Origin of the sequence: Methylorubrum sp. GM97 (assembly GCF_024347855.1) — a bacterium.
Taxonomy (GTDB): Bacteria; Pseudomonadota; Alphaproteobacteria; order Rhizobiales; family Beijerinckiaceae; genus Methylobacterium; species Methylobacterium extorquens.
This window is the reverse complement of sequence record NZ_AP025942.1, coordinates 1,732,169-1,749,768: the sequence shown is the minus strand read 5'-3', so window position 1 is coordinate 1,749,768 and position 17,600 is coordinate 1,732,169. Positions and strand designations below refer to the sequence as shown.

General features: G+C 69.6%; 14 protein-coding genes and 1 tRNA gene. 4 read left to right on the top strand and 11 right to left on the bottom strand.

Features of this window, described 5'->3' with window-relative positions:
- Positions 1-119: 119 nt before the first annotated feature.
- The 7 genes from MSPGM_RS08170 to MSPGM_RS08140 form a co-directional block, all read right to left on the bottom strand.
- Positions 120-194: transfer RNA gene (locus tag MSPGM_RS08170), tRNA-Gly, on the bottom strand.
- A gap of 110 nt (positions 195-304) precedes the next feature.
- A complete protein-coding gene (locus tag MSPGM_RS08165; RefSeq protein WP_012752528.1) occupies positions 305-814 on the bottom strand; it encodes a hypothetical protein in 510 nt (169 codons plus the stop codon).
- Positions 815-988: 174 nt separating this feature from the next.
- Positions 989-2,287 carry a type III glutamate--ammonia ligase gene (gene glnT, locus MSPGM_RS08160; protein ID WP_003605136.1) on the bottom strand — a complete coding sequence of 433 codons (1,299 nt, stop codon included), beginning with the start codon at positions 2,285-2,287 and terminating at the stop codon, positions 989-991.
- Between the two features lie 89 nt (positions 2,288-2,376).
- Positions 2,377-3,720: an FMN-binding glutamate synthase family protein gene (locus MSPGM_RS08155; protein ID WP_003605135.1), complete on the bottom strand. Its 1,344-nt coding sequence runs from the start codon at positions 3,718-3,720 to the stop codon at positions 2,377-2,379.
- A complete protein-coding gene (locus MSPGM_RS08150; protein WP_003605132.1) occupies positions 3,720-4,409 on the bottom strand; it encodes a protein glxC in 690 nt (229 codons plus the stop codon). The genes MSPGM_RS08155 and MSPGM_RS08150 overlap by 1 nt, the downstream gene beginning before the upstream one ends.
- Positions 4,409-5,344, bottom strand: a complete 936-nt coding sequence (locus tag MSPGM_RS08145; protein ID WP_003605130.1) for a class II glutamine amidotransferase — start codon at positions 5,342-5,344, stop codon at positions 4,409-4,411. The genes MSPGM_RS08150 and MSPGM_RS08145 overlap by 1 nt, the downstream gene beginning before the upstream one ends.
- Positions 5,345-5,518: 174 nt before the next feature.
- Positions 5,519-6,517, bottom strand: a complete 999-nt coding sequence (locus MSPGM_RS08140) for a GlxA family transcriptional regulator (RefSeq protein WP_003605128.1) — start codon at positions 6,515-6,517, stop codon at positions 5,519-5,521.
- A gap of 200 nt (positions 6,518-6,717) precedes the next feature.
- Here MSPGM_RS08140 and MSPGM_RS08135 point away from each other — a divergent pair, with 200 nt between their 5' ends.
- The 4 genes from MSPGM_RS08135 to MSPGM_RS08120 all read left to right on the top strand — a co-directional run bounded on the left by MSPGM_RS08135 (position 6,718) and on the right by MSPGM_RS08120 (position 12,021).
- Positions 6,718-7,968: a sarcosine oxidase subunit beta family protein gene (locus tag MSPGM_RS08135; protein ID WP_003605127.1), complete on the top strand. Its 1,251-nt coding sequence runs from the start codon at positions 6,718-6,720 to the stop codon at positions 7,966-7,968.
- Between the two features lie 117 nt (positions 7,969-8,085).
- Positions 8,086-8,373, top strand: coding sequence for a sarcosine oxidase subunit delta (locus tag MSPGM_RS08130; RefSeq protein WP_003605125.1), 288 nt, complete (start codon positions 8,086-8,088; stop codon positions 8,371-8,373).
- Positions 8,370-11,399, top strand: a complete 3,030-nt coding sequence (locus MSPGM_RS08125) for a sarcosine oxidase subunit alpha family protein (protein ID WP_012752524.1) — start codon at positions 8,370-8,372, stop codon at positions 11,397-11,399. The genes MSPGM_RS08130 and MSPGM_RS08125 overlap by 4 nt, the downstream gene beginning before the upstream one ends.
- Positions 11,392-12,021 (top strand): sarcosine oxidase subunit gamma, encoded by a 630-nt coding sequence (locus MSPGM_RS08120; protein WP_003599905.1) that lies wholly within the window; start codon positions 11,392-11,394, stop codon positions 12,019-12,021. The genes MSPGM_RS08125 and MSPGM_RS08120 overlap by 8 nt, the downstream gene beginning before the upstream one ends.
- Here MSPGM_RS08120 and MSPGM_RS08115 read toward each other — a convergent pair.
- The 4 genes from MSPGM_RS08115 to odhB all read right to left on the bottom strand — a co-directional run bounded on the left by MSPGM_RS08115 (position 12,003) and on the right by odhB (position 17,540).
- A complete protein-coding gene (locus MSPGM_RS08115; RefSeq protein ID WP_003599904.1) occupies positions 12,003-12,635 on the bottom strand; it encodes a hypothetical protein in 633 nt (210 codons plus the stop codon). The two genes, MSPGM_RS08120 and MSPGM_RS08115, sit on opposite strands and share 19 nt — an antisense overlap.
- 59 nt (positions 12,636-12,694) lie before the next feature.
- Positions 12,695-14,320, bottom strand: coding sequence for a hybrid sensor histidine kinase/response regulator (locus tag MSPGM_RS08110; RefSeq protein WP_003599902.1), 1,626 nt, complete (start codon positions 14,318-14,320; stop codon positions 12,695-12,697).
- A gap of 199 nt (positions 14,321-14,519) precedes the next feature.
- The gene (gene lpdA, locus MSPGM_RS08105; RefSeq protein ID WP_003599899.1) at positions 14,520-15,923 is read right to left on the bottom strand and encodes a dihydrolipoyl dehydrogenase; all 1,404 of its coding nucleotides are present in this window, start codon (positions 15,921-15,923) and stop codon (positions 14,520-14,522) included.
- Positions 15,924-16,211: 288 nt separating this feature from the next.
- Positions 16,212-17,540: a 2-oxoglutarate dehydrogenase complex dihydrolipoyllysine-residue succinyltransferase gene (gene odhB, locus MSPGM_RS08100; RefSeq protein WP_003599897.1), complete on the bottom strand. Its 1,329-nt coding sequence runs from the start codon at positions 17,538-17,540 to the stop codon at positions 16,212-16,214.
- Positions 17,541-17,600: the final 60 nt, after the last annotated feature.

Here is a 17,600-nt window from a genome sequence, read left to right as displayed (position 1 = left end):
TGGCTAGACCCCGGTTAACCGAGTGCCCCCGGAGGCGGAAGGATGACCTGGTGGTGGTATCCTGGTGGTATCCCTCGTTACCGGGATACCACCGACCCTCGCTAAGTGCTTGAGGGGAATGGAGCGGGCGATCGGGATCGAACCGACGACATTCAGCTTGGGAAGCTGACGTTCTACCACTGAACTACGCCCGCATCCGGCCGCTCGCGGAGCGGTGAGGCGCTCTTGAGCCGGAGGGTGATTCCGAGCGCGAGGCTTCGGAAGCACTCCATTTTCATAAGCGATGGCGGACGCCTGTCCACCCCTAAAATGCGTCGGCGCCGCGCCGCTGTGTCCGGTTGCCGACGCTGCGGCCGGCGATCAGCCAATAGACCAGACCCGAGACGGCGCCCGTCACGAGGAGGATTGCGGCCAGCCGCGCTTCCGCGGCCGACGCCACCGACCCGGCGGCCGGCGGCGGGCCACCGCGGGCGAGCCAGGGCAGAAGCGCCGTGAGGCCGGCCGCCGCACCGCCGTACCAGAACGGGGAGCGCAGCCCGAGCGTCTCGCCGACGAGCGCGGCCAGCGTCGGCGGCAGGATCAGCAGGAGGCTGAGCGCCTGGGCGAAGAGGATCACGGCCATCACCGCCATGTCCGGCGGAACACCTTGCGCGAGATCCGACAGGCCGGCGAAGAGGCCGACGAGGCCGAGTTCACCCAACGCTTCACGGAAGCTTGGGTCGAGAAGCACCCCCGCGCCGAGCGTCAGGGCGCCGGCCGGGATGGCCACGATCAGGGCGAAGGCGGCCAGAAGGAGGCGTCCGAGCCACGTCATCGGCCATCGGGTCTCCCTGTTGCTCCGTCGGAGCGACGGCGGCTGGGCGATCGATAGGCCGACGGGGCCGGATCGAGCAACCGACCTCATGCCGCCCTGCCCCCTGGGCGCGTTCGGCCCCTCGGGGAGGATCGGGGGCTGACCGAAGTGATCGGCCGGATGCCGGAGGATCGCTCAGCAGTCGAGCGTGGTGTCGCGCTCCCACTGGGTAAGGTGGCGGCAGTAATCGTCCCATTCCTGGCGCTTGAGCTTGAGGTAGCTCGGCACGAAGGCGCCGAGCGCCTCGTTGAGGACGGGGCTCGCTTCGAGCGCGCGCAAGGCATCGAGCAGGTTGAGCGGCAAGCGCTTGACGCCCTCCACCGTGTGACCGTCGGTGTACATGTTGATGTCGAGGCGCTGGCCGGGATCGCGCCGCTGCCGGATGCCGTCGAGGCCGGCGGCGAGGAGGCCCGCCTGGAGCAGGTAGGGGTTAGCCGCCCCATCCGCGAGGCGGAACTCGAAGCGCCCGCCATCGGGAATGCGGATCATGTGGGTGCGGTTGTTGCCCGTGTAGGTCACGGTGTTGGGCGCCCAGGTTGCGCCGGAGGTGGTGCGCGGCGCATTGATGCGCTTGTAGGAGTTCACGCACGGATTGGTGAGCGCGGCCAGTGCGTCGGCGGAGTGAATCAGGCCGCCGATGAAGTGATAGCCGATCTGCGACAGGCCGATCTCGTCCGAGCGGTCGGCAAAGACGTTCTGACCGTCGCGCCAGAGCGAGACGTGGGCGTGGCAGCCGGAGCCCGTCAGGTCCATGAAGGGCTTGGGCATGAAGGTCGCGCGGAAGCCGTGCTTCTCGGCGATCGAGCGGGTCATGTACTTGAAGAAGGCGTGCCGGTCGGCGGTGATCAGCGCGTCGTCGTAGTCCCAGTTCATCTCGAACTGGCCGTTCGCGTCCTCATGGTCGTTCTGGTAGGGCTTCCAGCCGAGGCTGAGCATCGCGTCGCAGATCTCGGTGATCACCTCGTAGCGGCGCATCAGGGCGGATTGGTCGTAGCACGGCTTGGTCTGCTTGTCGGCGGTGTCGGCGGGCTCCGAGCCGCAGGGCGTGATCAGGAAGAACTCGCACTCGACGCCGCTCTTCATCTGCAGCCCTTCCTCGGCCGCTTCCTTGATGAGGCGCTTGAGGATGTTGCGCGGGCCCTGCTCCACCGCCTTGCCGTTCATCACGAGGTCGGCGGGCAGCCAGCCGACCTCCGGCTTCCAGGGAAGCTGGATCAGCCCGTCCGCGTCGGGCATGGCGAGAAGGTCGGCGTCGGCGGGGCTCATGTCGAGCCAGGTGGCGAAGCCGGCAAAGCCCGCGCCGTTGCGGCAGGTGCTGCCGATGGCGGCGGCCGGCACCAGCTTGGCGCGCTGGGTGCCGAACAGATCGGTGTAGGACACGAGGAAATACTTGATGCCGCGCTCCCGGGCGGCGGTTTCGAGTTCATGCGTCATTGCAAGAATCCTCCCGGCTTGGTGGTGCGGCCCCATCGCCACAAAAGAAAAAGGGCCGCCCTCGAAGCGTCAGGAGCGGCCCTTGCAGGTCAGATGCCGGTCTTGCCGGGGATCCAGCCGGTGCCGGCGAGCGGCACCTGGGCCATCGCCGCGGCCTCGATGGTGAGCGCCACGAGATCCTCGGGTTCGAGGTTGTGCAGGTGGCTCTTGCCGCAGGCCCGCGCGATGGTCTGAGCCTCCAGGGTCATCACCGCGAGGTAGTTCGCGAGCCGGCGGCCCGCGAGTTCCGGATCGAGGCGCCTGGCGAGTTCCGGGTCCTGCGTCGTGATGCCGGCCGGGTCGCGGCCCTCGTGCCAGTCGTCGTAGGCGCCGGCCGTGGTGCCGAGCGCCTCGTACTCCGCCTGCCAGCGGGGATCGTTGTCGCCGAGCGCGATCAGCGCAGCGGTGCCGATGGCCACCGCGTCGGCGCCGAGCGCCAGCACCTTGGCCACGTCGGCACCCGAACGGATGCCGCCCGACACCACGAGCTGCACCTTGCGGTGCAGGCCCAGATCCTGAAGCGCCTGCACGGCGGGGCGGATTGCGGCCAGCGTCGGGATACCGACATGCTCGATGAACACGTCCTGCGTCGCGGCGGTGCCGCCCTGCATGCCGTCGAGCACCACCACGTCGGCGCCGGACTTGGCCGCGAGCGCGGTGTCGTAATAGGGGCGGCTCGCGCCGACCTTGACGTAGATCGGCTTCTCCCAGTCGGTGATCTCGCGCAATTCCTCGATCTTGATCGCGAGGTCGTCCGGCCCGGTCCAGTCCGGGTGGCGGCAGGCGGAGCGCTGATCGACGCCGGGGGGCAGGCAGCGCATGCCGGCGACGCGCTCGGTGATCTTCTGGCCGAGCAGCATGCCGCCGCCGCCGGGCTTGGCGCCCTGGCCGATGACGACCTCGATGGCGTCGGCCTTGCGCAGGTCGTCCGGGTTCATGCCGTAGCGCGAGGGCAGGTACTGGTAGACCAGGGTCTTGGAGTGGCCGCGCTCCTCCGGCGTCATGCCGCCGTCGCCGGTGGTGGTGGAGGTGCCGGCCAGCGTCGCGCCGCGCCCGAGCGCCTCCTTGGCGTTGGCCGAGAGCGAGCCGAAGCTCATGCCGGCGATGGTGACCGGTGTCTTCAGATGGATCGGCTTCGAGGCGAAGCGCGCGCCCAGCACCACTTCGGTGCCGCAGCGCTCGCGGTAGCCCTCCAGCGGGTAGCGGCTGATCGAGGCGCCGAGGAACAGCAGGTCGTCGAAATGCGGCAGCGCGCGCTTCGCGCCGGCGCCGCGGATGTCGTAGATGCCGGTCGCCGCCGCGCGGCGGATCTCGGACATCACGTCCGGGGTGAAGGTCGCCGACAGGCGCGGTTTCGTGCGCGGCGTCTCGCGGGAATCCTTGCGGTCGGCCATCAGTAGGCTCCGGCGTTGTCGACGTGGAAATGGTAGAGGGTGCGGGCCGAGCCGTAGCGGCGGAACTCGCTCGGGCTCACCTCCCCGGCGAGGCCGGCGGCGGCGAGCTTGTCGGCGAGTTCGCGCAGGTGCTCGTCGCGCATCTCTTTCTCGACGCAGTCGGCGCCGAGGCTTTTCACCGAGCCGCGCACGTAGAGCTTGGCCTCGTAGAGCGAGTCGCCGAGCGCCTCACCGGCATCCCCGAGGACGGTGAGCGTGCCGGCCTGGGCCATGAAGGCCGACATGTGACCGATCGAGCCCTTCACGATGATGTCAACGCCCTTCATCGAGATGCCGCAACGGGCACCCGCATTGCCGTCGATGATGAGCATGCCGCCATGGGCCGTAGCGCCGGCCGACTGGCTGGCATCGCCCCGCACATGGACGAGGCCGGAGATCATGTTCTCGGCCACGCCGACGCCCGCATTGCCGTTGACGAGAACGGTGGCGAGCTTGTTCATGCCGGCGCAGTAATAGCCGACATTGCCCTCGATCTCGACGGAGACCGGCGCGTCGAGCCCGGCGGCGATGGCGTGGCGCCCGTCCGGACCGGTGACGGTCCAGTGGGTCTCGTTGGTGTCGGGCCGCAGGGCGTGCAGGGCCCGGTTCAGCTCGCGCAGGGGCGCGGATCGCAGGTCGAAGCTCGGCATCACTGGCGCTCCCCGGAAGCGTGCTCGGAACCTGTGCGCTCCCACGCGTAGACCTTGGCCGGCTCGGGCTCGAACACGCGGGCGGTGTCGATGCCGGGCAGGCCGACCAGCGCCCGGTATTCCGAGCCGAAGGCGACGTAGTCGTCGGTCTCGGCCATCACGGCGGGCTTGCAGGCGATGGGGTCGCGCACCACGGCGAAGCCCGTCTCGGTGCCGACCACGAAGGTGAAGAAGCCGTCGAGATCGGTCAGGCTCGATTCGAGCGCCTGCTTCAGCGAGGCGCCCCCGCGCATGCGCCAGCTGAGGTAGCCGGCGGCGACCTCGGTGTCGTTCTGGGTGGCGAAGCTCAGGCCCTCGTGGCGGAGGCGGCGGCGCAGGTCGTTGTGGTTCGACAGCGAGCCGTTATGGACGAGGCATTCGTCGGTGCCCGTCGAGAACGGGTGGGCGCCATTGGTCGTCACCGCGCTCTCGGTGGCCATGCGGGTATGGCCGATGCCGTGGGTGCCGGACATGCCCTCCAGGGCGAAGCGCTCGGCCACGGAAGCCGGCAGCCCGACTTCCTTGTAGATCTCCATGCGCCGGCCCGCGCTCACCACGTCGATGCCGGGGGTGTTGTCCTTGAGCCAAGCGCGAATCTCGGCCTCGCGCTCCGCTGGAACGGCGAGGACGGTGTGAGTGTCGCGCTCGGTCGCCTGCGCCGAGAGGGCCAGCGCCGCTTCCATCTTCGCGACCGCGCCGCGCAGCGCCTCCGGGCCGGGGCCGCGCAGGGTCAGCTTCACGCTGCCGGCATTCGAGGCGCCGTCCGAGCCGTAGACTGCGAAGCCCGCGCTGTCGGGGCCGCGATCGGTCATCGTCTCCAGCATCTTGGAAAGCATCGCGCCGAGCTGCGGTTCAAGCTCCGGATTCTTGAGGAATAGTCCGACAATACCGCACATCGGCGCCGCCCCGTCCGTTCGATCACTGTCGCGAGGGATCGCATGCTCCGATGGATGCGTCAACTAACAAGCACGAAAATTTCCTCTCATGAAACATCTCGCCTGATAGCCGGAGGGCTCGCCGCGACGGCACACCGGCTCTGTCATCGCTTCGATGATGCTCGCGGCGACGCCTCAACGCTCCGCCTCTTGCCGCTGCCGACGCCGCTCGGCCCGGGACAACTCGTCCGCACTCGCGAAACCCGTCGCCGTGGCGATCTCGGCGCGGCTCAGGGCGCTTTCCCGGCCGAGCTGGTGCGCCCGGTCGAGGCGCAGGTGCAGGTAATGCCGGTGGAGGCCGCGCCCGAGGCTGTCGCGAAACAGCCGCTCCAGCTGCCGCACCGAGACGCGGGCGAGATCGGCCAAGGCCTCGCGCGGGAGCGGCGCTTCGAGGTTCGCCTCCATTGCCGCGAGCACCCGCAGCAGCCGGGGGTCGCGCACGCCGAAGCGCTGGCGCAGGTCCATCCGTTGCGGGCTCAACCCCTCACGGATCTGGTTGTGCAGGAACCAGTCGCTGACGCCCGCGGCGAGCCCGGCGCCGTGGTCGCGGCCGATCAGGTCGAGCATCAGGTCGAGCGCGGCGATGCCGCCCGAGCAGGTGATGCGGTCACCCTGGATCTCGAACAGCGAGCGGACCACCTCGATCTCAGGATAGCGCTCCTCGAAGGCCGGGACGTGCTCCCAGTGCAGCGTGCAGCGCCGTCCCGAGAGCAGACCGGCGCGGGCGAGAAGATACGGCCCGCCGGAAATGCCGCCGAGCGTCGCCCCGTGGCGGGCGAGCCCACGCAGCCACGCGAACAGGGAGGGATCGTCGAACTCGGCCGGGTTTCCGCCGGCGCAGACGAAGACGCGGTCGGCGCTGGCACGCGCGCCGACGGCGACGTCGGTGAGGATGCCGAGCCCGTTCGAGGCCTGCACCACCCCACCGCCGGGCGCGGCGTGCCACCAGCGATAGAGTTCGCAGCCCGACAGGGTGTTGGCAGCGCGCAGGGGCTCGACCGCCGCGGTGTAGGCCATCAGCGGAAAGTCCGGCACCAGCACGAAGCCGACCGTTCGCGGAGCGGGATCTTCGGCCCGCGCGGGCTTTCGCCGGGGTCGGGCTTGCTGGCCCGGTTCGGGGGTGTCGTCCGACATGTCCGATCGATCCCTCCGGGATGGCCGATGCGGCCGTCATGCGGGTTCGGCGATACGGCCTGCGCTCGGATCAGGCGAAGGACGGGCGGCGCATTTCTGCGCGATTTGCCGGAAACGTGTCGCGAAATGCAAGTCTGCCACGGGCGATCGCGGCTACGTCTGGGACCACACAGACATCTCGGGCAAGAGCGGCTGACCCCATGCGCTACTCCCTGTTCAGCGTCCTGGGGCAGGCCCTGCGCGGCCAGCGGGATTGGACCCCGCAATGGCGCGACGCCGCCCCGCAGGAGGCCTACGACGTGGTGATCGTCGGCGGCGGCGGGCACGGGCTTGCCACCGCCTACTACCTCGCCAAGGAGCACGGCCTCACCAACGTCGCCGTGCTGGAGAAGAGCCACATCGGCTCCGGCAATGTCGGGCGCAACACCACCATCGTGCGCTCGAATTACGGCCTGCCCGGCAACATCCCGTTCTACGAGCGGTCGATGAAGCTGTGGGAAGGGCTGGAGCAGGACATCAACTACAACGCCATGGTCAGCCAGCGCGGCGTGTTGAACCTGTACCATTCGGACGCGCAGCGCGACGCCTATGCCCGCCGCGGCAACGCCATGCGGCTCGCCGGCATCGATGCGGAACTGCTCGACCGCGAGGGCGTGCGCCGGCTGGTCCCGTTCATCGATTTCGACAACGCGCGCTTCCCCGTGAAGGGCGGCCTGCTCCAGCGCCGCGGCGGCACCGTGCGCCACGACGCGGTGGCCTGGGGCTATGCCCGCGCCGCCAGCGACCGCGGCGTCGACATCGTCCAGAACTGCGCCGTCACCGGCATCCGCCGCGAGAACGGCCGCGTCACCGGCGTCGAGACCAGCCGCGGCTTCATCCGCGCGGGGAAGGTCGCGCTATCGGTCGCCGGCTCGTCGTCGCTGCTCGCCGGCATGGTCGACATGCGCCTGCCGATCGAGAGCCACGTGCTCCAGGCCTTCGTCAGCGAGGGCGTGAAGCCCTTGATCGACGGCGTGATGACCTTCGGCGCCGGCCATTTCTACGTCAGCCAGTCGGACAAGGGCGGCCTCGTCTTCGGCGGCGATATCGACGGCTACAATTCCTATGCGAGCCGCGGCAACCTCCACACCATCGAGGATGTGATGGAGGGCGGCATGGCCCTCTGGCCGGGGCTCGGCCGCCTGCGGCTGCTGCGCCACTGGGGCGGCATCATGGACATGTCGATGGACGGCTCGCCCATCATCGACCGCACGGATATTGGCGGCCTCTATCTCAATGCCGGCTGGTGCTACGGGGGCTTCAAGGCGACGCCGGCCGCCGGCTTCTGCTTCGCCCACCTGATCGCCCGCGACGAACCCCACGCGGATGCGCGCGCCTACCGCCTCGACCGCTTCGCCACCGGTCATCTCATCGACGAGAAGGGCATGGGCGCCCAGCCCAACCTGCATTGAGACTTCCTTGGCGGCGTCGGCCGAGGCCGACGCCATCCGCCGCATGGGCGGCGACGCGCAGTCGCGCTTGCGATGCCCGCTTGAGCGGGCATCGGTCTCAAAAGAGGACGACACGCCATGCGCATCCGATGCCCCTTCTGCGGCGAGCGCGACAACGGGGAGTTCAGCTACCTCGGCGACGCCGCGCCTCAGCGTCCCGACGGGCTCGACGCCTCGGCGGCGGCCATGCACGACTACGTCTATCTCCGCGACAACCCCGCCGGGACGATCCGCGAACTCTGGTACCACGCCGCCGGCTGCCGCTCCTGGTTGGTCGTGACCCGCGACACCCGCACCCACGCCATCGAAGCCGTCGAGCCGGCGCGCGACGTCGCGCGGGCGCGCCGCTCGGGAGAGGCCGCATGACCACGCTCGCCCTTCAGCGCGCGGAGGCGCTCGCTTCCGTGACGTCCGCCGACCAGCCGTTCCGCACCGCCACAGGCGGCCTGATCGACCGGAACCGGCCGCGCGATTTCAGCTTCGACGGGCGGCGCCTCACCGGCTGCCATGGCGATACGCTGGCCTCAGCCCTGCTCGCCAACGGCGTGCGCCTCGTCGGCCGCTCGTTCAAGTATCACCGGCCGCGCGGCATCCTCTCGGCGGGTTCGGAGGAGCCGAACGCCCTGGTGGAGCTGCGCTCGGGCGCCCGGCGCGAGCCCAACACCCGCGCCACCATGGCCGAGCTCTACGAGGGGTTGGAGGCGACGAGCCAGAACCGCTGGCCCTCGCTCGCCGTGGATGCGCTCTCGGTCAACGCGCTGCTCTCGCCGGTCTTCGCGGCGGGCTTCTACTACAAGACCTTCATGTGGCCGGCTTCCCTGTGGGAGAAGCTGTACGAGCCGGTGATCCGGCGCGCGGCCGGGCTCGGTCGGGCCGCCGACGCCCCCGATCCCGACACCTACGACCACGCTCACGCCCATTGCGACGTGCTCGTCATCGGCGGCGGCCCGGCCGGCCTGTCGGCGGCGCTCGCCGCCGGCCGCTCCGGGGCGCGGGTCATCCTGGTCGACGAGGATTTCGCCACCGGCGGGCGCCTCTTGGCGGAACGGCGCGAGATCGGCGGCGCGAGCGGGGTCGCGTGGGCCGCGCGCGCGGTGGCCGAGCTGGAGAGCCTGCCCGAGGTGCGCATCCTGTCGCGCACCACCCTGTTCGGCGTCTACGATCACGGCGCCTACGGCGCGGTCGAGCGCGTCTCCGATCATCTCGCGGTGCCGCCCCCCCACACCCCGCGCCAGCGGCTGTGGCGGATCGTGGCCCGGCGCGCGGTGCTCGCGGCCGGCGCCATCGAGCGCCCGCACGTCTTCGGCGGCAACGACCGCCCCGGCGTGATGCTGGCCGGCGCAGTGCGGACCTATCTCAACCGTTACGGCGTGCTGCCGGGGCGCCGCTTGGCCGTGTTCACGTCGAGCGACGACGGTTGGCGCACCGCCGCCGATATCCTGGCCGCGGGCGGCGGGCTCGCGGCGGTGATCGACACCCGCACCGCGGTCCCCCCGCATCTGCGCCGGATGGCGGAGGCCGCCGGGGCGCGGGTGGTGGCCGGTGGATACGTGGCCGGCACCAAGGGGCATCTGGGCCTGAGCGCGATCCAGGTCCTGGACGGCGACAACAGCACCGAGACGATTTCCTGCGACGGCCTCGCCATGGCCAATGGCTGGAATCCGGTCGTTCACCTCGATTCGCACCTGTCGCGCCGGCCGGTCTGGGACGCGGCGATCCACGCCTTCGTGCCGGGCACCCTCCCCTCCGGCATGCAGGCGGCCGGCGCCGCCGCCGGACGCTTCACCCTGGCCGAATGCCTGGAGACCGGCGCCCGGGCCGGCGCCGAGGCCGCGAGCGATTGCGGCTTCACCGCCTCGGCCGAGGCCGCTCCGCCGACCGACCCGGAAAGCGTGGACCACACCCCGCTCTGGCGCGCACCAAAGCCCCGCGGCAAAGCCTTCGTCGATTTCCAGAACGACGTGGCGGCCTCCGACGTCGAAGTCGCCCACCGCGAGGGGTTCCGCGCGGTCGAGCTGTTGAAGCGCTACACCACCCTCGGAATGGCGACCGACCAGGGCAAGACCTCGAACCTCGCCGGCCTCTCGATCATGGCCGAGCTGACCGGCAAGGACATCCCGAGCGTCGGCACCACGGTGTTCCGCCCGCCCTTCACGCCGGTCGCCATCGGCGCGTTTGCCGGCCATCACCGCGGCAAGGAGTTTCGCGCCACCCGCCACGTCCCCTCCCATGCTTGGGCGGAGGAGAACGGCGCGGTCTTCGTGGAGACCGGCCTGTGGCTGCGCCCGGCCTACTTCCCGAAGGGAGGCGAGACCGACTGGCTCGACACGGTGGTGCGGGAGGTCGAGACCGTGCGCGCCCGCGTCGGGATCTGCGATGTCACCACGCTCGGCAAGATCGACATCCAGGGCCGCGACGCGCTGGCCTTCATCGAGCGGGTCTGCGCCAACCCCTTCGCGACGCTGCCCGTCGGCAAGGCGCGCTACGCCGTGCTGCTGCGCGAGGACGGCTTCATCCTGGACGACGGCACGATCGCGCGGATGGGCGAGACCCACTACGTCATGACCGCCTCGACGGCGAACGCCGCGCGGGTGATGCAGCATCTCGAATTTTGCCGGCAATGGTTGTGGCCGGAGCTCGACGTGCAGCTCGCCTCGGTCAGCGAGCAATGGGCGCAATACGCGGTCGCCGGCCCGCGCGCCCGCGATACCCTCCGCCGGATCGTTGATCCCGGTTTCGATCTCTCCAACGACGCCTTCCCGTTTCTCGCCTGCGCCGACGTCACCGTCGGCGGCGGCATCCCGGCACGGCTGTTCCGAATCTCGTTCTCGGGCGAACTCGCCTACGAGCTCGCTGTGCCGGCCGCCTACGGCGACGCCGCGTGGCGAGCGGTGATGCAGGCGGGCCTGCCCTACGGCATCACCGCCTACGGCTCCGAGGCGCTCTCGGTGATGCGCATCGAGAAGGGCCACGCGGCCGGCGCCGAGATCAACGGCCAGACCACCGCCCGCGACCTCGGGCTAGGCGGGATGCTCGCCCAGAAGAAGGACTATATCGGCCGCCTGATGAAGGAGCGGCCGGCGCTGGTCGATCCGGACCGGCCGATCCTCGTGGGTTTTCGCCCCGTCGATCCGAGCGCGCGGCTCCGGGCGGGGGCGCATTTCCTCGGCCTCGACGCGGAGCCGAGCCTGGAGGCCGACGAGGGGGTGATGACCTCGGTGGCCTACTCCCCGAGCCTGAAATCCTGGATCGGAATCGGCCTGATCCGGCGCGGACCCGAGCGCCACGGCGAACGGGTGCGCGCCTACGATCCGGTGCGCGGCGCCGAGATCGAGGTCGAGATCTGTTCGCCCGTCTTCGTGGACCCCAAGGAGGAGAAGCTGCGTGTCTGAGGCGATGACGAGCCTGTGGCAGCCGCGCGGCGCCTGGGAAGGGACCGCACGGATCGGGCGCCATGGAGCGGCCGCAGGGCCGGCGGGCATCCGCCTGAGCCTGCGCGAGGGGTTCGGCCTCGCCACGCTCATTGCGACCGAGGGAAAGGAAGCCGACTTACAAACTGCCCTTGCGGATCGGTTCGGCCCGTCCCTGCCGGATGCCGGCACCGCACTCTTCGAGGGCGAGACGGGTTTGGTCTGGTCCGCGCCCGGCCAGTGGCTCGCGGTGGCGCCGTCACCGCGCGATCTGAGGGATTGGCCCGAGGCCCTGCGCGGCGTCGCCTCCGTCACCGACCAGAGCGACAGCCGCGCCCTGGTGCGGATCTCTGGCGCCCAGGCCCGTGCCATGCTCGCCAAGGGCGTTGCGATCGATCTGCACCCCCGCGCCTTCGGGCCGGGCCGGGCGGCGGTGACGAGCATCGCCCATATCGGCGTGCAGCTCTGGCAGCGCGATGCCGGCCCGACCTACGACCTCGCGGTCGCCCGCAGCTTCGCCGGCAGCTTCTGGCGCTGGCTGGAGCACGCGGCGGCCGAGTTCGGCTACGAGGTCGAGGCCGCGGATCAGCGCCGGTCGAAATAGCGCCGGTCGGCGGCGTCCGTCTCGGCCAGCGGTAGGACGAGGCGTCCCGTCCGGTCGATCAGGCCCCAGCGCCCGCCGACCATCGCGGCGGGCTCCCACCCGTCCGAGCGGCAGCCCTCACAGACCAAAGCCTCGCCACGAGCGTTGAACGGGAAGGCCCAGTCGTAGGGCGTGGCGAGGACGAGCCGCAGGCGGCGGTCGTAGAAGGCGACCTTGCCGTTGCGCCAACTGCGCACAAGGCCCTGCTCGAACGGGTCCGGCCCGTTGTCGAGTAGGAACACCGGCAGCGCCAGCCCGTCGCGGCGCACCCAGAGACAGCCGATCCCCGGCACACGCAACTCGGCGAGGCCGCGCTCGAAACGCATCCGCGCGAGATGCGCCGGGGCGACCCGGACCATCCCGTCCTCGCGCCGGGCGCAATGCGCGTACGAGTCGAGATCCCGACGGAAATAAGCGCAGACCAGCGGATACGGGGCCGCGCCCTGGCCTGCGCCGAGAGACGGCAACGGAAGTGCGACGAGCGCCGTGAGACCGGCCACGATGCCCCGCGCGACCCGACGGGATGGGCGGCGTCGCAAGGGCAGCGCTCCGGCGCGGATCGCGGTCTCAGCCATCCGCCGCCTCTACCCGCCTTCCGCGCAGCGGGCAAACCCAGAGGCCGAGGCTCGCGCCCCTACCCGACCCCGGTCGGCCCGTCGATCACCCGCCGCACCCGGCGGGCCAGCTCCATGCGCTTGTAGGGCTTGTTGATGATCTCGAACTCGGTGCCGCCCGCGTCGGTGCGCTCCATCGAGGCCTCGGCGTAGCCGGTGGTGAGCAGCACCTTGATCTTGGGCTGCCGCTCCCGTGCGGCGCGGGCCAGCATCACACCGTTCATGCCGCCGGGCATGATCAGGTCGGTGAACAGCAGGTCGATGCGCCCCTCGCCGTCGAGGATGTCGAGCGCCGCCTTGGGGCCGTCGACGACGGTGACCTTGTAGCCGAAATCCTCCAGGATGATGCCGGCGGTCTCGGCTACGTCGGGCCGGTCGTCCACGACGAGCACCGTCTCGGTGCCGTGCCGGTCGGCGGCGCGGATCGTCGGCTTCTGCTCCTCCTCGGCCTTCTGGTCGGAGGCGGGGAACAGGAGCCGCACCGTCGTGCCGTGCCCGACCTCGGAATAGATCTTCACCGAGCCGCCGGATTGCTTGGCGAAGCCGTAGACCATCGCGAGCCCGAGCCCCGTGCCCTTGCCCTCGCCCTTGGTGGTGAAGAACGGCTCCATGACGCGGGCCAGGATCTCGGACGGCATGCCGGTCCCGGTATCGGTCACCGAGATCACCACGTAGGCGCCGGGCGGCACGGTCTTGTAGAGGGCGGTGTCCTCGTCCTCGATCAGCAGGTTCTCGGTGCGCACCGTGACCGAGCCGCCCTCCGGCATCGCGTCGCGGGCGTTGATCAGCACGTTGAGCAGGGCGACCTCGGCCTGCGTCGGGTCGATGCGGGTGGTCCAGAGATCCGGCGCGAGGACGGATTTCAGGACGACGTCGTCGCCGATCGTCCGCCCGGCCATCTCGCCCATGCTCTCGACGAGGCCGTTGAGGTTCAGGAGCCGCCCTTCCAGCCGCTGCTTGCGCGAGAAGGCGAGGAGCTGATGCGTGAGCTTGGCCGCCCGATCGGTCGCCGCCCGCACCGCCTCACCGGCCCGGCGCATCCGCGACACGTCGAGGGTGGGATGGTCGAGCAGCGCCAGCATCACCTCATTGTGGCCCGACACGACCTGGAGCAGGTTGTTGAAGTCATGGGCGATGCCGCCGGTGAGCTGGCCGAGGCTCTCCATCTTCTGGGCTTGGTGCAGCGATTCCTCCGCGTCGCGGCGGCGCGACACGTCGAGCTGCGAGCCGAAGAAGTAGACGAGGTCGCCCGAGCGGTTGAACACCGGGCTGACGAACAGTGCGTTCCAGAACGAGGAGCCGTCCTTGCGGTAGTTCAGGATCTCGGCGGCGAACTCCCGATGCTCTCGGATGGCGTCGCGCACCTCCGAGACGGTGTCGCGGTCCGTATCGGGGCCCTGGAGAAAGCGGCAGTTCGATCCGATCAGTTCCTCGGCCGAATAGCCGGTCATCCGGACGAAGGCGCGGTTGGCGAAGATGATCGGGTTGTCGGGCTGGTGCGGATCGGTGACGATCATCGGCATGCGCGTCGTCTCGACGGCCGCGAAGAAGATGTCGTGATGCTGATCGACGACGCCCGAGGCGCCGCTGCCGGTGACAGGCGTATTGGGCCCAGGTGCCCTGGGCTTCTCCGGTGACGAGGGCATCAACGTTTTCCAGCGGGGACGACCCACTGGGTCGGATTGCGCGTATCAATCCGATGCGGCGACGGCTCGTTCCATCGGAAGCGACGGCTTGAGCGCTTCGTGAACGGCACGATGCCGCAGAGCTGTCTCTCAGCTTGGCTGCCGCCGGTTCAGGGCGGATCGCAGCCGGACCCGAGGACCGGGTCCGGCCATGATGGGATCAGACGTGGATCGCGCGCTTGTCGACGGCGAGGGCGGCTTCCTTGATCGCCTCGGTCAGCGTCGGGTGGGCGTGGCAGGTGCGGGCGATGTCCTCGGCGGAGGCTGCGAACTCCATCGCCACCGCGACCTCGGCGATGAGGTTGCCGGCATCCGCCCCGACGATGTGCACGCCGAGCACCCGGTCGGTCTGCGCGTCCGCGAGGATCTTCACGAAGCCGTCGGTGGTGCCGTTGGCCTTGGCCCGGCCGTTGGCGGTGAAGGGGAACTTGCCGACGTTGTAGGCGATCCCGTCCTTCTTCAGCTCCTCCTCGGTCTTGCCGACCGAGGCGACCTCGGGGAAGGTGTAGACGACGTTCGGGATCACGCCGTAATTCACGTGGCCCGACTGGCCGGCCAGGATCTCGGCGACCGCGACGCCCTCGTCCTCCGCCTTGTGGGCGAGCATCGGCCCGGCGATCACGTCGCCGATGGCGTAGATGCCGGTGACGTTGGTGGCGTAGTGCGAATCGACCTCGATCCGGCCCTTGTCGTCGGTCGCCACGCCCACCGTCTCGAGCCCGAGCCCTTCCGTGTAGGGCACCCGGCCGATGGCCACGAGCACCACGTCGGCCTCGAGCTTCTCCGGCTCGCCGCCCTGCGCCGGCTCGACGGTGACGGTGGCGCGGCCCTTCTTGCCGGTCTCGACACCGGTCACCTTGGTCGAGAGCTTGAAGACCATGCCCTGCTTGGCCAGGATGCGCTGGAACTGCTTGCCGACCTCGCCGTCCATGCCCGGCAGCACGCGGTCGAGATACTCGATCACGGTGACCTCGGCGCCGAGGCGGCGCCAGACCGAGCCGAGTTCGAGCCCGATCACGCCCGCGCCGATCACCACGAGGCGCTTGGGCACCTCGGCGAGTTCGAGCGCGCCGGTGGAGGAGACCACCGTCTTCTCGTCGATCTCGACGCCCGGCAGCCGGGTCACGTCGGAGCCGGTGGCGATGACGATGTTCTTCGTCTCCAGCAACTGGTTGCCGCCGTCGTCCGAGATTACCTCGACGCGGCCGGCCCCGGCGATGCGGCCGCGGCCGTGATAGGTATCGACCTTGTTCTTCTTGAGCAGGAACTCGACGCCCTTGGTGTTGCCGTCCACGCCGCTCTGCTTGAAGCTCTGCATTTTTTTGAGATCAAGCTTCGGCGTGCCCACGTCGATGCCCAACTCCGAAAAGTGCTTGTTGGCCTCCTCGAAGGCTTCCGATGCGTGCAGCAGCGCCTTGGACGGGATGCAGCCGACATTGAGGCAGGTGCCGCCGTGGGTCGCCCGCTTCTCGACCACCGCGGTCTTCAGCCCGAGCTGGGCCGCGCGGATGGCGCAGACATAGCCGCCGGGGCCGGTGCCGATGACGATGAGATCGTAGGACATCAAGTCTGCCTGACGTGTCGGAGGAGGCGTCGAACAAGCACGCCCGCAGAGATGAAAAATCGCAAGCGAGCGCGGCGACCGCGGCTAGAGCCGTATCCAGCCTGATGGCATCAGGCCGGCGTCTCTAGGTCTCTGTTTCAACGCGCATTCTTTCGACGAACCGGTCACCACTTCGTCGGAATGCGTTTTAAATCGAAAGTCAGTAAAGCCGCGGGTCATGCCGCGGGACGTCTGTGTCGGCAGCTCCAGCCTATGGGCGCATCGGCTGGAGCTGCCGACATTGTGGCCTTACAGGTCCAGCACGAGGCGGGCCGGATCCTCCAGGGCTTCCTTGACGCGAACGAGGAAGGTCACGGCCTCCTTCCCGTCGACGATGCGGTGATCGTAGGAGAGGGCCAGATACATCATCGGCCGCGCCTCGATCTTGCCATTGCGCACCACCGGCCGCTCCTCGATGCGGTGCATGCCGAGGATGCCCGATTGCGGCGCGTTGAGGATCGGGGTCGACATCAGCGAGCCGTAGATGCCGCCGTTGGTGATGGTGAAGGTACCGCCCTGCATCTCGTCGATGGAGAGCTTGCCTTCGCGCGCCTTCTTGCCGAAGCCCGAGATCTTCTTCTCGATGCCGGCGATCGAGAGGTCGTCGGCGTCGCGCACCACCGGCACGACGAGGCCCTTATCGGTGCCGACCGCGATGCCGATGTGGTAGTAGTTCTTGTAGACGAGATCCTGCCCGTCGATCTCGGCGTTGACCGCCGGCACGTCCTTGAGGGCACCGATCACCGCCTTGGTGAAGAAGCCCATGAAGCCGAGCTTCGTGCCGTGCTTCTTCTCGAAGATGTCCTTGTACTGCGAGCGCATCGCCATCACCGCGCCCATGTCCACGTCGTTGAACGTGGTCAGCATCGCCGCCGTTTCCTGGGCGCTCTTGAGGCGCTTGGCGATGGTCTGGCGCAGCTTGGTCATCCGCACGCGCTCCTCGCGCGCGGCGTCGTCCGGCGCGGAGGGGGCGCGCGGCGGCGGGGCCTTCGTCTCGCTCCGGGCTTCCTGAGCCGGAGCCTTCTGGCCGTTCCTGTCGATCGCGGCGAGCATGTCGCCCTTGGTCACGCGGCCGTCCTTGCCGCTGCCGTTGAGGCTCGCCGGGTCGATGCCGGATTCGCGGGCGAGCTTGGCCACCGCCGGGCCGCTGTCGTCGGCCGGGCGCCCGTCCGTGGGCGGCGCGTCGCCGTGGCTGCCGTAGGAGGCCGAGGATTCCTGGGCGGGCGCGTCTTCCTTGGCGGGCTTGCTCTCGCCCTTCTCCTCGCGGGACTGCGTCTTGGTCTCGGCCGGCTCGGCGCTCTTCGGAGCGGGCTTCGCATCCGATTTTCCTGAGCCCTTGCCGCCCTCGACGATCGAGCCGAGCACCGCGCCGGGCTCCACCGTCTCGCCGTCCTTGACGAGGATCTCGCCGAGTTCGCCCGCGGCCGGGGCGTTCACTTCGAGCGTGACCTTGTCGGTCTCGAGTTCGACGAGGGGCTCGTCGGCGGCCACCGTGTCGCCGGGCTTCTTGAACCAGCGGCCGATCGTGGCCTCACTGACGGATTCGCCGAGCGTGGGGACGAGGATGTCGGTCGCCATAATATGTCTTCACCGCGGTTTCGGGGCGCGCATCGAGCCGGCGCGGCCCCGGTTGGTGGA

Coding starts and splice junctions, on each gene's coding strand:
- MSPGM_RS08145 (WP_003605130.1), bottom strand. CDS start 5,344: ATGTGCGGTATTGTCGGACTATTCCTCAAGAATCCGGAGCTTGAACCG.
- MSPGM_RS08130 (WP_003605125.1), top strand. CDS start 8,086: ATGCGCATCCGATGCCCCTTCTGCGGCGAGCGCGACAACGGGGAGTTC.
- MSPGM_RS08135 (WP_003605127.1), top strand. CDS start 6,718: ATGCGCTACTCCCTGTTCAGCGTCCTGGGGCAGGCCCTGCGCGGCCAG.
- MSPGM_RS08140 (WP_003605128.1), bottom strand. CDS start 6,517: ATGTCGGACGACACCCCCGAACCGGGCCAGCAAGCCCGACCCCGGCGA.
- MSPGM_RS08150 (WP_003605132.1), bottom strand. CDS start 4,409: ATGCCGAGCTTCGACCTGCGATCCGCGCCCCTGCGCGAGCTGAACCGG.
- glnT (WP_003605136.1), bottom strand. CDS start 2,287: ATGACGCATGAACTCGAAACCGCCGCCCGGGAGCGCGGCATCAAGTAT.
- MSPGM_RS08115 (WP_003599904.1), bottom strand. CDS start 12,635: ATGGCTGAGACCGCGATCCGCGCCGGAGCGCTGCCCTTGCGACGCCGC.
- MSPGM_RS08155 (WP_003605135.1), bottom strand. CDS start 3,720: ATGGCCGACCGCAAGGATTCCCGCGAGACGCCGCGCACGAAACCGCGC.
- MSPGM_RS08110 (WP_003599902.1), bottom strand. CDS start 14,320: ATGCCCTCGTCACCGGAGAAGCCCAGGGCACCTGGGCCCAATACGCCT.
- MSPGM_RS08165 (WP_012752528.1), bottom strand. CDS start 814: ATGACGTGGCTCGGACGCCTCCTTCTGGCCGCCTTCGCCCTGATCGTG.
- MSPGM_RS08125 (WP_012752524.1), top strand. CDS start 8,370: ATGACCACGCTCGCCCTTCAGCGCGCGGAGGCGCTCGCTTCCGTGACG.
- odhB (WP_003599897.1), bottom strand. CDS start 17,540: ATGGCGACCGACATCCTCGTCCCCACGCTCGGCGAATCCGTCAGTGAG.
- lpdA (WP_003599899.1), bottom strand. CDS start 15,923: ATGTCCTACGATCTCATCGTCATCGGCACCGGCCCCGGCGGCTATGTC.